The organism is Sphaerisporangium sp. NPDC051011 (assembly GCF_040653595.1).
Classification (GTDB): Bacteria; Actinomycetota; Actinomycetes; order Streptosporangiales; family Streptosporangiaceae; genus Sphaerisporangium.
Map to the genome: position 1 here is coordinate 245819 of NZ_JBFAGG010000008.1, position 13930 is coordinate 259748.

The 13930-nt window shown below is 69.3% G+C and carries 11 protein-coding genes; 4 read left to right on the forward strand and 7 right to left on the reverse strand.

What is annotated here, in order from left to right:
* Nucleotides 1-7: 7 nt before the first annotated feature.
* The 4 genes from AB0H21_RS20420 to AB0H21_RS20435 all read left to right on the forward strand — a co-directional run bounded on the left by AB0H21_RS20420 (nucleotide 8) and on the right by AB0H21_RS20435 (nucleotide 4163).
* Nucleotides 8-688, forward strand: a complete 681-nt coding sequence (locus tag AB0H21_RS20420) for a helix-turn-helix domain-containing protein (RefSeq protein WP_358518574.1) — start codon at nucleotides 8-10, stop codon at nucleotides 686-688.
* A gap of 85 nt (nucleotides 689-773) precedes the next feature.
* Complete coding sequence (locus AB0H21_RS20425) at nucleotides 774-1271, forward strand: helix-turn-helix transcriptional regulator (RefSeq protein ID WP_358518576.1); 498 nt, start codon at nucleotides 774-776, stop codon at nucleotides 1269-1271.
* 110 nt (nucleotides 1272-1381) lie between these two features.
* Nucleotides 1382-1606 carry a hypothetical protein gene (locus AB0H21_RS20430; protein ID WP_358518579.1) on the forward strand — a complete coding sequence of 75 codons (225 nt, stop codon included), beginning with the start codon at nucleotides 1382-1384 and terminating at the stop codon, nucleotides 1604-1606.
* 184 nt (nucleotides 1607-1790) lie between these two features.
* Nucleotides 1791-4163, forward strand: coding sequence for a discoidin domain-containing protein (locus AB0H21_RS20435; RefSeq protein ID WP_358518580.1), 2373 nt, complete (start codon nucleotides 1791-1793; stop codon nucleotides 4161-4163).
* A 187-nt stretch (nucleotides 4164-4350) separates the two neighbouring features.
* On the opposite strand, the gene AB0H21_RS20440 is transcribed toward AB0H21_RS20435, so the two are convergent.
* The 7 genes from AB0H21_RS20440 to AB0H21_RS20470 all read right to left on the reverse strand — a co-directional run bounded on the left by AB0H21_RS20440 (nucleotide 4351) and on the right by AB0H21_RS20470 (nucleotide 13760).
* Nucleotides 4351-5880 (reverse strand): MFS transporter, encoded by a 1530-nt coding sequence (locus tag AB0H21_RS20440; RefSeq protein WP_358518583.1) that lies wholly within the window; start codon nucleotides 5878-5880, stop codon nucleotides 4351-4353.
* A gap of 106 nt (nucleotides 5881-5986) precedes the next feature.
* Nucleotides 5987-6664, reverse strand: coding sequence for a TetR/AcrR family transcriptional regulator (locus AB0H21_RS20445; protein WP_358518586.1), 678 nt, complete (start codon nucleotides 6662-6664; stop codon nucleotides 5987-5989).
* A gap of 280 nt (nucleotides 6665-6944) precedes the next feature.
* Nucleotides 6945-7661: a transglutaminase domain-containing protein gene (locus AB0H21_RS20450; RefSeq protein WP_358518589.1), complete on the reverse strand. Its 717-nt coding sequence runs from the start codon at nucleotides 7659-7661 to the stop codon at nucleotides 6945-6947.
* Between the two features lie 139 nt (nucleotides 7662-7800).
* A complete protein-coding gene (locus AB0H21_RS20455) occupies nucleotides 7801-8808 on the reverse strand; it encodes a C-terminal binding protein (protein ID WP_358518591.1) in 1008 nt (335 codons plus the stop codon).
* On the reverse strand, nucleotides 8795-10564 hold the full coding sequence (locus AB0H21_RS20460; RefSeq protein ID WP_358518592.1) for an IlvD/Edd family dehydratase: 1770 nt from the start codon (nucleotides 10562-10564) through the stop codon (nucleotides 8795-8797). Before AB0H21_RS20460 ends, AB0H21_RS20455 begins: the two co-directional genes overlap by 14 nt.
* A complete protein-coding gene (locus AB0H21_RS20465; protein ID WP_358518594.1) occupies nucleotides 10564-11934 on the reverse strand; it encodes a glucose-6-phosphate dehydrogenase in 1371 nt (456 codons plus the stop codon). The genes AB0H21_RS20460 and AB0H21_RS20465 overlap by 1 nt, the downstream gene beginning before the upstream one ends.
* Nucleotides 11931-13760, reverse strand: a complete 1830-nt coding sequence (locus AB0H21_RS20470) for a glycoside hydrolase family 15 protein (protein ID WP_358518597.1) — start codon at nucleotides 13758-13760, stop codon at nucleotides 11931-11933. The genes AB0H21_RS20465 and AB0H21_RS20470 overlap by 4 nt, the downstream gene beginning before the upstream one ends.
* Nucleotides 13761-13930: the final 170 nt, after the last annotated feature.

Below are 13930 nucleotides of genomic sequence, written 5' to 3' on the forward strand. Positions count from 1 at the left end.
TTCCGCCGTGAGCCCGACGACACGCGACGGCGGCGAGCGGCAGGACCGGCCACGGGGCCGCCAGGCCGAGGCCGAACGCAACGACCACCTCGTGCTGGAGGCCGCCCGGACGGTCTTCGCCGAGCAGGGGACGGGCGCGCCCATGTCCGCGCTGGCCGAGCGGGCCGGGGTGGGCATCGCGACCTTCTACCGCCGCTACGGCAGCAAGGAGGAACTCCTGCAACGCCTGTGCCTGCTGTCGATGGAGGAGTCGATCGCCGCCGCCCGCGAGGCGCTGGCCTCCGGCGGCGACGGCTGGTCGGCGATCGGCCTGTACGTCCACCGGTGCGTCGCGGCCCGCGTCGGCGCGCTCGCCCCGGCCGCCGGCACGATCGCCGTCACCCCCGAGATGGCGGCCGCCGCCAAGACCGGCCGCGAGCTGATCGACGCGCTGGTCGGGAGCGCGCTGGCCGACGGCAGCGTACGCCCGGACCTCGCCCCGCTGGACGTGTCGTACCTGGTCGAACACCTCGGCCGCACCCGCCGCCGGACCCCGGAGCAGCGGAACGTGAGCCGCCGCCTGCTGGCCCTCGCCCTGGACGGCCTGCGCGCGCCCGCCCGCAGCGCCGACCTGCCCGGGACGCCGCCGAGCTGGCAGAAGTACGGCGCCCGCTGGTACGGCGCCCACTGGTACGGCGGCGAGGAGTAGTCCGCAGGAGGGTCGCCACAAGGAAAGCAAAGAGTGACCGGCGACGCTCTATGTCAGCGATCACCGACTCCGTACGGTCGAAGGGATGAGACGGGAAAGGGACTCGGTCATAGATCGCGCCCGCCGGTTCGCCGGCGACGGGCTCGAACTGGTCAAAGACCGGATAAGCGCGCTGCCGACCGCGGCGCTGATCGCGGGAGGCGCCATCATCGCCGTCCTCGCGATCGGGTTGCTGGTCATCCCCGCCATGCTGCCGGACTCGGGCGGCGTCCCGCCGGCCGTCTCGGTGCAGGCGCAGGAGGCGCAGGCACAGGCGCAGGCGCAGGCCGGCGCGCCCCCCGCGAAGCCGGTGGGGATACGCGACCAGCTCGCCCTGGAACTGCGGCGCGCCCGGCAGACCAGCGGCCTCTCCCTCACCAACGCCGGACGCCGCTCGGGCCTCGAGCAGTCGCGGGTGAGCAGGATCGAGGAGGGCACCCTCCGCCCGACCGCCCGCGACGTGGACGCGCTGTCCGACGCGTACGGGCTGTCGCCCGAGGACCGCAACCGCCTGATGTACCTCCAGTTCCGACTCGACCGCTGACCGACCCCCGGTGAGCCTCACCGCTGCCCCGACCCCCGCTGAGCCTTACCGCTGACCGGCCCCTGGTGGGCCTCGTCGCGCGTGAGATGTCGCCGGGGACGGCCGCACGCATGTCGCACGCGGGGGACACGACCGGCGAGTCGACGGCGGGCACCATCGAGGACACCATCTCCGGCGACACGGTCGAGCGGTACCAACGGTTCGCCACCGAGGAATTCCGCGGGCACAGCCCGGTCCGCCGCGAGGTCGTCGTTCGCGCGAGGACGTTCTCGGCTCCGAGGGCGCCTGGCGGCACGTTCCCGCACGGGTTGGACCGGTCCCGTTTGCGAGCGTGAACGCAACTAATTGCAAGTGCTTGCGATCCAATTACAAGAATATTTCTGACTATTGCACTTCTGTATCCGGCTCTGTCTAATGATTGCAACCGGTCCGCAGTTACGGCGGGGACGACGCGTGCCGGTACGTGCCTTTGGACATGAAGGAAGAGGAGTGCACGTGACTGTCTCGCGCCGGAGGTTCATGACCTCCGTAGTGTCCGGCTCCGCCCTCGCGGCGGTCGGCTCCTCGCAGCTCGCGTCCGCGCTGACCAGCGCGGCGAGCGCGGCGAGCCCTCCCGGAGACGTCGTCGGCAAGATCACCGTCGGGTACCAGGGCTGGTTCGCCTGTATCGGCGACGGCGCCCCCATCAACACCTGGTGGCACTGGAGCGCCAACGGCGGCCAGCCGCCGTCCCCGGGCAACACCACGATCGTGGCCTGGCCCGACACGCGCGAGTACACGCGCACCTATCCCACCGCGTACGCCAACCTGGGCAACGGGCAGCCGGCCACGCTGTTCTCCTCCTACGACCAGCAGACGGTCGACACCCACTTCCGCTGGATGCGCGAGAACAACATCGACACCGCCGCCCTGCAACGGTTCAACCCGTTCGGCGCCGAGGGCCCGACCCGCGACGCCATGGCCGCCAAGGTGCGCACCGCCGCCGAGGCCAACGGCCGCAAGTTCTACATCATGTACGACGTGTCGGACTGGGCGAACTTCCAGCCGGAGATCAAAACCGACTGGACCACCAAGATGAAGGCGCACACCGCCTCACCGATGTACGCCATGCAGAACGGCAAGCCGGTGGTGTGCATCTGGGGGTTCGGCTTCAACGACAACCAGCGCCCCTTCCCGCCCGCCCCCTGCCTGGACGTGGTCAACTGGTTCAAGAGCCAGGGCTGCTACGTGATCGGCGGCGTGCCCACGCACTGGCGTACCGGCATCGAGGACTCACGGCCCGGGTTCAGCGAGGTCTATCACGCGTTCAACATGATCTCGCCGTGGATGGTCGGGCGCATCGGCAACGTCGCCGACACCGACCGCTTCTACACCAACGTCAACCTCCCCGACCAGGCCGACTGCAACGCCAACGGCATCGACTACCAGCCCTGCGTGCTGCCCGGTGACGTCAAGATCCGCCAGCGCGCCCACGGCGACTTCATGTGGCGGCAGTTCTACAACATGGTGCGCCTGGGCGCCCAGGGCATCTACATCTCGATGTTCGACGAGTACAACGAGGGCAACCAGATCGCCAAGTCCGCCGAGACACTGGCGACGGTCCCCACGAACTCCGGCATGCTCGCCCTGGACGAGGACGGCATCCGCTGCTCCTCCGACTACTACCTGCGCCTCACCGGCGACGGCGGCCGCATGCTCAAGGGCCAGATCGCCCTGACCGCCACCCGTCCCACCGCGCCGTGGATCGGCGACCCCGGCGGCGGTGACCCCAACCTGGCGCGGGGCAAGGCGACGTCCGAGAGCAGCCACACGCAGAACCTCGCCTCCTCCAACGCCGTCGACGGCGACGCCAACAGCTACTGGGAAAGCACCAACAACGCCTTCCCGCAATGGATCCAGGTCGACCTCGGCTCGTCCGCGAGCATCGGCCGCGTGGTCCTCAAACTCTCGCCATCCGCCGCCTGGGCGACGCGCACCCAGACCTTGTCGGTCCAAGGCAGCACCAACGGGACGACGTTCAGCACGATCGTCGGCTCCGCCGGATACACCTTCAACCCGGCCACCGGCAACACGGCGACCCTCACCTTCACCCAGACCTCCACCCGGTACGTCCGGCTGAACTTCACCGCCAACACCGGCTGGAGCGCCGCCCAGCTCTCCGAATTCGAGGTGTACGGCGCCACCACCGGCGGCGACGACCAGCCGCCGACCGCGCCGGGCAACCTGGCGGTGACGGGGAAGACGGCCACCTCCGTGTCGCTCTCATGGTCGGCCTCCACGGACAACGTGGGCGTGACCGGCTATCAGGTGCGTACCGGCGGCACCGTCACGGCCTCCACGACGGGCACGACTTACATGGTGACCGGGCTGAACCCGGGAACGTCCTACACCTTCACCGTCACCGCGCAGGACGCGGCCGGCAACACCTCGCCCGCGTCGAACGCCGTGACCGCGACCACGGACGCGGCCCCGAACACCAACCTGGCGCGAGGCAAGGCGACGTCTGAGAGCAGCCACACGCAGAACCTCGCCTCCTCCCACGCGGTCGACGGCGACGCCAACAGCTACTGGGAAAGCACCAACAACGCCTTCCCGCAATGGATCCAGGTCGACCTCGGCTCGTCCGCGAGCATCGGACGCGTGGTCCTCAAACTCCCGCCATCCGCCGCCTGGGCGACGCGCACCCAGACCTTGTCGGTCCAGGGCAGCACCAACGGGACGACGTTCAGCACGATCGTCGGCTCCGCCGGATACACCTTCAACCCGGCCACCGGCAACACGGCGACCCTCACCTTCACCCAGACGTCCGCCCGGTACGTCCGGCTGAACTTCACCGCCAACACCGGCTGGCCCGCCGGTCAACTCTCCGAATTCGAGGTGTACACGGCGTAACTCCCGCCCGGCTCCGTCGGGCCGAGTGCGCCCGCGAGACCCAGGAACGCGGCCTCGTCCAGATGGAGGCGTTCGCCCGCTCGCTGACCGACCTGATGAACAGCATCGAACCGGCGTAGGCCGAAGGGGGTACGCACACAGAAGGCCACTCCCGTGATCGGGAGTGGCCTTCTTCACAGGAAGCGGGTCAGTGGGCGAGCACCGGGATCGCCGGCGCGTCCGTCTCCCCGTCCTCCCCGTCCTCGTCGGACGCGGCGGCCTGGGCGGATCCCGGGCCGCGGGTGGTGACGAGGGTGAGCACGATGGCCGCGGACACCACCAGGATGCCGACCGCCCACCAGATCGCGGCCGTGTAGCCGTGCACCGCCACCTGGTTGGCGAAGGCGACCTTGCCGAGCGTGCCCGCCTGGGCGGCGTGCGAGGTGGCCCACGTGGTGGCCGCGCTGGCGGCGATGGTGTTGAGCAGAGCGGTGCCGATGGCGCCGCCGACCTGCTGCGAGGTGTTGACCATCGCGGAGGCCACCCCGGCGTCGCGCGGCTGGACGCCGAACGTCGCCAGGCTCATCGCCGGCATGAACGCGGTGCCCATGCCGAGGCCGAGCAGGACCTGCGCGGGCAGCACCACCCCGGCGTACGAGCTGTCAGGCTGCATCCGGGTGAGGATGAGCATGCCGATCGCGGCTACCAGGAAGCCCGGCGCCATCAGCAGGCGTGGCGGGACGCGGTTCATCAGGCGGGCGCCGATCTGCGTCGAGCCGGTGATCATGCCCGCGACCATCGGCATGAAGGCGAAGCCCGCCACGACCGGCGTGTACCCCTTGACGATCTGCAGATAGTAGGTCAGGAACAGGAACAGGCCGAACATCCCGATGACGGCCAGCCCCAGCGACAGGTACACCCCTGCGCGGTTGCGGTCGGTCAGCACGCGCAGCGGGAGCAGGGGCGCCCGAACCCTGCTCTCGACCACGACGAACGCGGCGAGGAACACGACTGCCGCGACGAACAGGCCGATGGTCGCGCCCGCGCCCCATCCGTCCGATTCGGCGCGGGTGAAGCCGTAGACCAGGGACACCAGGCCAAGGGTGGCCAGGATGACGCCCGGGATGTCCAGACCGCGGGTGTTGTGACCGACTGCGGGCTCGCGGATGACGAGGAAGGCTCCCGCGACGGCGATGGCGGCGAAGGGGATGTTGACGTAGAACGTCCAGCGCCAATCGAGGTACTCGGTGAGGAAGCCGCCGAGGATCAGGCCGACGGCGCTGCCGCCGCCCGCGATGGCGCCGTAGATGCCGAACGCCCTGGCGCGCTCCTTGGCGTCGGTGAACATCACCGCGAGCAGCGACAACGCGGCGGGCGCGAGCAGCGCGCCGAACGCGCCCTGAAGCGCGCGGGCGCCGAGGAGCATGGCCTCGTTGGCCGAGGCCCCGCCGATCGCGGAGGCGGCGGCGAAGCCGATCAGGCCGGCCGTGAAGGCGCGTTTGCGGCCCCACAGGTCCGAGATACGGCCGCCGAACAGGAGGAGCCCGCCGAAGGCGAGGGCGTACACCGTGATCACCCACTGGCGGTTGCCGTCGGAGATGCCGAGGTCCACCTGGGCGGACGGCAGGGCGATGTTCACGATCGTCGCGTCGAGCACGACCATCAGTTGGGCTATGGCGATGAATGCGAGGGCTTTCCAGCGCCGGGGGTCCGGGAGGACCTGGGCTGTTTCAGGCATGCGTCAACTCACTCACGGTGCGGAGGATGTGGATCAGCAGGTGGTCGGCAGGAGCTCACCGGCTGAGATGTGTCGAAGGTGTGGTGGTCGAGGCCGGCCAGGGACCTCAGGAGACGGGGGTGGTCGTGGTCGTGCGGCGCCGCTGGAGGTCCTCGAAGGTCGCCCCAACACCGGGCAGGATGGACCGCGCCGGGGCGCGGAGGCCGTCGAGGAACAGCTCCAGATGGCGATCGATGAACCTGTCGAGATTCAGGCACCCGGCGTTCGGCAGCGGTCGGGCGAGCTTGGGCAGTGTGATCAGGATGTCGCCGGGGGTCACGTCCGGCCGCAGCAGGCCGGCGTCGCGCGCCCGGTCCACTATGGCCTGAACGGCCCGCTCGAGGCGAACGCGTTTCTCGGTGGACTCGGCGGCGGCCCTTTCGCAGCCTTCGGACACGATCAGGCAGAGGGCTCCGATCCGCTCGTCCGACGCGCCGTGCACGAAGCGCCGCAGCGCCTCGAACGCGTCCGGCTCGTCCGCGAGCGCCGATTCGGCCAGCTCGATGATCCGGTCCATGACCGCCAGCGTGACCTGGCGGAACAGCTCCGGACGGTCGGCGAAGTGCCGGTAGATGGTGGCGTTCCCCACCCCGGCCCGCCGTGCGATCTGGTCGAGCGTCACCTCGGCGCCGTACTCGACGAGCGCCTCGCGCGCGGCGGCCACGATGCGTTCGCGGTTGCGCGACGCGTCCGCTCGCATCCGAGTGGCGTGCCCGCGTTCGGCGGTCGTGCTGACGGTCCCCATGGCGACGTCCCCCTGTGTCCCCTGTACGCGATCCAGGGACGAACTCCCCGGATCGGTGCGTACGTGCAAACGGGGACGGCATCCCCGGATATTTCCCCACTTGCTTGTGAACTGCGTCACATAGCAGGTCAACCGGCTGTGGGCGACACCTCGGAGCGGCGGGACGACCGGGCGAGAGCGCGCAGCAGACGGAGCCGGAATGCCCGCAGCACCGTGCCCGGCCGCATCAGCGTGTTCGAGGCCGTGAGCTCTCGTGATAATCCCAGGCGCGGGTAAAACCTCAAGCCGCCCGGCGACTCATGATGATGTCCGCGGTGATGCGAACCGGCAGGCACAGCGTTTGGCCATGCGTCCTGAACAGGAGATCGCGGGAACTGAAATAACCCAAATCGGCCAGCACATAGCCGGACAGATCGCACGATGAGCAGGTGAGCCCGTCCCAGTCCACGGCGGTGCGGGCAACCGCGTCGAAGAGCGTCTCACCGCCGGCGTTGACGAACCCGCCGCCCTGCTGCAACGTGTCCAGGTCACCGTACAACTCTGAGACGCTTACCCACCGGCCGTCGAGTTGGAACTCGGGCCAGGCGAGCATCACCTGGTGAGGGATCAACGCTCGGAGCCGAGGAAATCGCGTGTACCAGAAACGTCCGTCTACCAGCAATCCCCTGACCTGGCTGGCGATCCCACAGGCCCGCGCCACGGCTTCCAAGAGCGCGAGCCGCTGGCTGCACGAGCCGCGCTCCAGGAGGAGCGTCCTGGAGACAGGCTGCTCGTCGTTCATGGCGTACACAGGCCGCACCCGTGTGGTGATGAGCCGATGGGCCGTGATCAGAAGATCCCTGTCCGTCTCGGCGCTCCCGCGGACTTCGGCCACCAACCCCAGTACCCGTGGATGCTTCCAATCGAGAATGGCCGTCGCCGCCAGCTCGCCCTCATCCATTGCCCGGCGGAAATCGGCGGCTCGATGGCACCACGACGCCGAGAGCACCGACTTCATGCCACTGACCGTATCCCCAAAAGCCAGGCCTGGTCTACCGCAACCCGGACCTGCCCGAGGGCAGATCGACAAGGCCGCGTTCGTGCTGTGCGCGCTCATGCAGAGGGCGCCGGGCGGCGCGATCTCCTACCGGGGTTCTTCAGGGAGAGCCGGCCGTCACGTCGTTGACCGGGGTACGGGCGCCTTGCCCGGTCAGGACCCGTACGGCCTCTTCTGCGGCGATGCGCCGCACTGTGGTGATGGCCTGCTCGGAGTAGTAGGCGGCGTGGGGGGTGACGATCACGTTGGGCAGCGTGAACAGGGGGTTGCGCGGACGCCAGTCGCGCTGTTTCGCGGGCTCCTCCTCGAGGTCGTCCAGTGCTGCGCCGGCGATCCATCCCTCGGTCAGTGCCTGGCAGAGCGCCGTATCCTCCACAATCGGGCCACGAGCGGTGTTGATGAGGATGGCGGTCGGCTTCATCCTGCGGAGCGTCGTACGGTCGAAGGTGTGGTGTGTCTCGGGGGTGAGCGGCGCCTGGATCACGAGGTAGTCGGCGCCTTCCACGAGCTGGTCGAAGGACACCGGCCGCACCTGGCGCGATCGGATCTCGGACTCGTCGAGGAACGGGTCGTGCGCCCAGACCTCGACGCCGAACGCTCTGGCGCGTTCAGCGATGAGTTGTGCGATGGAGCCGAAGGACAGCAGCCCGAACACCCGTCCCCGCAGCCGCCAGATCGGCTCCCCGCTTTGCCACTGCCATACGCCCTGCCGGGTCGCCCGGTCGTATGCGCAGATCTTGCGGGCGGCGGCCAGCCAGAGCGCGACGGCGTGATCGGCGACCTCCTCGGCGCACCACTCGTTCGGCGCGTTCGTGACCTGGATGCCCCGCCGGGTCGCGGCGTCGACGTCGACGATGTCCACGCCCGTGCCGTAGCGGGCGATCACCCGGCACCGGGTGAACGCGTCGATGGCGCGGGAACCGACCCGCGCGTACTGGGTCAGCACGCCATCGACGTCCCGGCCCTTTTCGATCACCTCATCCTCGCTCTTGCACTGTGCGGCGAGCAGCTCGAATCCGGCGCCCTCGACGATCGCACGTTCGATGTCCACATCGCCGAAGTCGGAGTCGGCGATCATGATGGTGCCTCTGGCGTCAGTGCGAGTCACGGGGAATCCCCTTGGTGTGTACGAGATCCTGGTAGGACAGGGCGAGCTCCAAGCAGCCTCCGCTGTCCAGCTGCCCGACCGTGGAGCGGTAGATCTCCTGCCACGGTGTCTGGTTTTCGAATACCGGCGGTGTGTAGTGAGCCCACCGCGCGGCGATCTCCTCATCTGGCAGCAGGACGTCGACGCGCCCGTTGTCCATGTCGATACGGATGCGGTCGCCGGTGCGCAGGATGGCGAGATTGCCGCCGGCCGCGGCCTCGGGGCTGGCGTTGAGGATGGACGGCGCATCCGAGGTGCCGCTCTGGCGGCCGTCACCGAGCGTGGGCAACGTGGTGACGCCCCGCCGGAGCAGCGCGGCGGGGACCTCCATGTTCACGACCTCGGCCGATCCCGGATAGCCGATCGGCCCGGTGTAGCGGATGACGAGGATGCAGTCCTCGTCCAGGCCCAGTTCGGGATCTTCGATGCGGGCGTGGTAGTCCTCGGGCCCGTCGAAGACGATGGCGCGATAGTCGGACACCGCGCGGAGGTCGTCGGTGAGGACCGAGGTCTTCATGACCGCGGAGTCGAACAAGTTGCCCGTCATGATGAGAAGTCCGCCGCGCGTGGCGAGAGGCTCGTCGAAGGGACGGATGACCGTCGGGTCGGCGGGCGGGGTATCGGCCAGGTTCTCGGCCACGGTACGGCCGGAGACGGTCACGGCGTCGCCGTGCAGGCGCCCTGCCGTCAGCAACGACCGCATGATGGCGGGGACACCGCCGGCGCGGTAGAAATCCTCGCCGAGGAACTCACCGGCGGGGGCGACGTTCGCCAGCACCGGGATGTCGGCGCCGACTCGTTGCCAGTCCTGGATCGACAGCGGCACCCCGACGTGTCGCGCGATGGCGTTGATGTGGATGGGCACGTTGGTGGAGGCGGCGATGGCCGAGGCGACCACGATCGCGTTCTCGAAGGCCTGCCAGGTCATGATCTTGCGCGGGGTGAGGTCCTCGCGCACGAGGTCCACCGCTCGGCGGCCTGTGTCGTAGGCCATCTGCGCTCGCCGGCGATAGGGGGCCGGGATCGCCGCGCAGCCTGGTAGGGACATCCCCAGGGCCTCGGCCAGACTGTTCATCGACAGCGCGGTGCCCATCGTGTTGCAGTGACCGATGCTGGGCGCGGAAGCGGCCACGCGCGCCATGAATTCGTCGTAGTCGATCTGCCCGGTGGCCAGCAACCGCTTCGACTGCCAGATCACCAGCCCTGAGCCCGATGAGGCCATCCGCTCGCCCTGGTGATAGCCGTTGAGCATCGGCCCTCCGGACAGGACGATGGCCGGGATGTTCACCGTCGCCGCCGCAGCCAGGCACGCGGGCGTGGTCTTGTCACAGCCTGTCGTCAGAACGACTCCGTCGAGCGGATATCCGTACAGCACCTCGACCAGCCCGAGGTAGGCGAGGTTGCGATCCAGCGCGGCAGTCGGGCGTTTACCGGTCTCCTGCAGCGGATGGACGGGGAACTCGAGCGGGATGCCACCGCTGTCGCGGACCCCGTCCTTGATCCGGTCGGCGAGGGCGAGGTGGTGGCGGTTGCAGGGAACGAGGTCGCTACCCGTCTGGGCGATGCCGATGATCGGCCGGCCGGACTGGAGTTCGGCCGGGGTCAGCCCGAAGTTGAGAAAGCGTTCGAGATACAGAGCCGTCATCTCCGGGTTGCCCGCGTTGTCCCACCAGGCCTGGCTGCGCAGGCCGCCTGTGGCGTGCTCCGTCGACGGCATCAGCTGCCCCTCACTGCAGCAGGCCCGTCCGATCCGGCCGGGTATTCAACAAGCGGCACCAGGTCCCTGGACCAGGCCGACATGACCGGTGCGAGGACCCGCCAGGCCTCTTCGGCCTCGTCGCCGCGGATGGACAGGGCCGCGTTCCCGTGCAGCACGTCCAGCAGCAGCCGGCCGTAGGCAGGCAGGTCGGGGGGCGCCATGTGCGCGGTGAGGGTGAGCGGGGCGAGGGCGTGGGCGCCGGTGCCGATGCCGGTCAGCGCCAGGGCCATGCTCTCCGGCTCCAGCCCGAAGCGCAGCACGTTGGGCGCGGCTTCCTCGTTGAGGCCGAGGGGCAGGTGCGGTACGGGCCGGAAGCGTACTGCGACTTCTTTGCGGTCATGGCCGAGCGCCTTGCCGGTACGGAGCCGGAAGGTCGTGCCGGACCAGCGCCAGCTTTCGAGTTTCAGCTCTACCTCGGCGAAGGTCTCGGTACGGCGCCGCGGGTCCACGCCCTCCTCCTCGGCGTAGGCGGGAACGTCGCGATCTCCGATTCGACCGGCCAGATATCGGGCACGGCGGGTGCGGCGTACGACATCGTCGTCCGTCAGACGGCGTACCGAGCGCAGCACGTCGATCTTCCGATCGCGCAGGTCACGCTCGCCGAGGCTGAGCGGTGGTTCCATGGCCACCAGGCACAGCACCTGGAGCAGATGGTTCTGCACCATGTCCTTGAGCGCCCCGGCGCCGTCGTAGTAGCCCGCCCTGCCTTCCAGCGCGAGGGACTCGTCCCAGACGATCTCCACCTCGGCGATGTGCGCGCTGTTCCAGATGGACTCCAGCACGCGGTTGGCCAGGCGGCTGCCGAGCACGTTCTGGACGGTCGTCATGGCCAGAAAGTGGTCGACACGGAACACCGCCTGCTCCGGCACGACCTCCGACAGCAGCCGATTCAGCGCCACAGCGCTGTCCAGATCTTCACCGAACGGCTTTTCCAGCACGATCCGGCTGCCCGGTACCAGGCCTGCACCGCGGAGGGCGGCCACCGTGGCGGGGAAGATCGCTGGAGGGAGGGCGAGGTAGACGGCGACGGGACCGTCGCCGGTGATGGCCGGCGCGACGTCGGTGGCGTCGGTGGCGTTCGCCTGCCTGTAACGTGCGGAGTCGGCGATCGCCTTCCTGACGTCGGCGGGCGAGGAGGGGCAATGCCGGTCGAGCTGCTCGGCCGCCCAGCGACGGAACCCCTCGTCGGTCCAGTCTGCCCGGTCGACGCAGGTCAGCTGGAAGCGGTTGTCGAGATGTCCGGCCGTCCACAGCGCGGCCAGTGCCGGCAGCAGGTAGCGCGCGTTGAGGTCGCCGGTGGCGCCGAAGATGACGAGCCGGTTGATCATGCTGTCACGCCTGCTTTCGCTCGTGCGAGACTGACGCCGGCGGCGATGATTCCGATGTGGCTGAAGGCCTGGGGAAAGTTGCCCATGAACGTGCCCGTCGACGGGTCGATCTGCTCCGGCAGCAGCCCGAGCGGGCTGGCCCGGGCGCACAGTGAGGCGTACAGTTCCTCGGCCTGTTCGATGCGGCCTTGCAGGGCAAGGTTCTCGACCAGCCAGAAGCTGCACAACATAAAGGCGCCCTCGTCGCCGGGCAGGCCGTCGGGTGAGTGATCGTGCAGGTAGCGGTAGAGCAGTCCGTCGCCGGCGGACAGGCGTTCGGCGATGGCCGCGGTGGTGGCCGCCATCCGCGGGTGGTCGGCCGGGATGACGTTACGCAGCGGGAGCGCGAGCAGGCTCGCGTCGAGCCCGCCGCTGCCGTCGAGGTGTTCGCTCAGGGACTGCGCGTCCTCGTTCCAGGACTGGTCCACGATGAGCTGACGCAGCTTGTCGGCAGTGGCGCGCCACGTCGTGACCTGTCCGGGCAGGCCGAGCCGCTCGCCGATCGCCGCGGCCCGGTCCAGGGCCACCTGGCACATTCCGGCCGAGTAGGTGAAGACGCGGCCCGTGCTGCGTACCTCCCAGATGCCCTGGTCCGGCTGCCGCCACGCGCTCGCGGCGGCATCGGCCAGCTTCGCCAGGCCGGACCACAGCGCGGGCTGGATCTCACCCCCGGAGCGTAGCCACTGGTCGGCGCAGTCCAGCACCTCACCGTAAACGTCGTGCTGACGCTGGTCGGCCGCGCCGTTACCCCATCGCACCGGAGCGGAACGCCGGTAGCCTTCCAGGTCGGCGTCATGGATCTCCTCAGGTACGGGGTCGCCGCGGAGGCTGTACATGATCCGCGGCCGGCCGCTCTGTTCGAAGGAGTCGAGGACCCAGCCGAGGAAGGCGTCAGCCTCGCCGTCGAATCCGATGCGGCGCAATGCGAACACGGCGAAGGCGGCATCCCGGATCCAGGTGTAGCGGTAGTCCCAGTTGCGTACGCCGCCGATCGGCGCGGGCAATGAGGACGTGGGGGCGGCGACCAGCGAGCCGTTGACCCAGTCGTCGCACAGCTTCAGCGTGATCGCGGCGCGGCGGACCAGCGGTTCTTCGGGGCCGCTGTAGCGGCAGCTCCTCATCCAGCGGCGCCACGCTTCGACGGTCTCGCGCAGCATGGCCTCAGGGTCGAACCGGTGGTGGCGGTGAATACGGCCCCAGGACAGCACGAGATCGAGGCGATCGCCCTGTTCCAGGTCGTGGATGGTGTGCAGGCCGGTCAAGGGTCGGTTGGAGCGTAGATGCAGGCGCAGGTCCGGCCGCCGGGACGCCTGCACCTCCAGGCCGCTGCCCAGGAGCCGGGTTTGTCCGCCACCGCGGGGTCGCAGCTCCGCCCGCATGCGGACGCTCCCGTCCAGGACCTGGGCGGAACGGACGAGCTCGGCCCGGCTCGCGCCCGCGTCATCGCTGAGATCCGCGCCGGCGCGCACGGCCAGCGCATCGGTGATCCTGACCAGGCCTGTCGGGCTGCGCAACTCGGTTACCAGCACCGCGGTGTCGGGCTCGTAGCGCTGCCGGGCCTCCTGCAGATCCTCCACCGTCAGCGTGAAGTGCCCGCCTCGTGCGTGATCCAGCAGGCCGCACAGCAATGGTTCGCTGTCGAAGCGGGGCAAGCACAGCCACGGGATCGAGCCGTCCAGGGCGACCAGTGCCGCTGTCGTGCCGTCCCCGATGAGGCCGAGATCCTCCAGCGGCAGGTAGCCCTCCCGCCGGCGGACCCGGTGGAATGACGAATCTGGATCGAGCATGCGGATTTCCTTCTTTGTCGTACGGCGCACCGCCGGAGGGCACCACTCCTTACGGCGATGAGTACGCCTCCGAAGACCGCCGACGTCGCCGAAACAGGCAGCGCTGCGCCGCGCTGACGGAACCCAACCCCGCTGAGCAGCTACGTTGCATCGGTCATGGGCGCGCCCTG

Bases quoted from the DNA above. Each gene is read 5' to 3' on its own strand.
- AB0H21_RS20425 (WP_358518576.1), top strand. From the start codon at position 774: ATGAGACGGGAAAGGGACTCGGTCATAGATCGCGCCCGCCGGTTCGCC.
- AB0H21_RS20430 (WP_358518579.1), top strand. From the start codon at position 1,382: ATGTCGCACGCGGGGGACACGACCGGCGAGTCGACGGCGGGCACCATC.
- AB0H21_RS20435 (WP_358518580.1), top strand. From the start codon at position 1,791: ATGACCTCCGTAGTGTCCGGCTCCGCCCTCGCGGCGGTCGGCTCCTCG.
- AB0H21_RS20440 (WP_358518583.1), bottom strand. From the start codon at position 5,880: ATGCCTGAAACAGCCCAGGTCCTCCCGGACCCCCGGCGCTGGAAAGCC.
- AB0H21_RS20445 (WP_358518586.1), bottom strand. From the start codon at position 6,664: ATGGGGACCGTCAGCACGACCGCCGAACGCGGGCACGCCACTCGGATG.
- AB0H21_RS20450 (WP_358518589.1), bottom strand. From the start codon at position 7,661: ATGAAGTCGGTGCTCTCGGCGTCGTGGTGCCATCGAGCCGCCGATTTC.
- AB0H21_RS20460 (WP_358518592.1), bottom strand. From the start codon at position 10,564: ATGCCGTCGACGGAGCACGCCACAGGCGGCCTGCGCAGCCAGGCCTGG.
- AB0H21_RS20465 (WP_358518594.1), bottom strand. From the start codon at position 11,934: ATGATCAACCGGCTCGTCATCTTCGGCGCCACCGGCGACCTCAACGCG.
- AB0H21_RS20470 (WP_358518597.1), bottom strand. From the start codon at position 13,760: ATGCTCGATCCAGATTCGTCATTCCACCGGGTCCGCCGGCGGGAGGGC.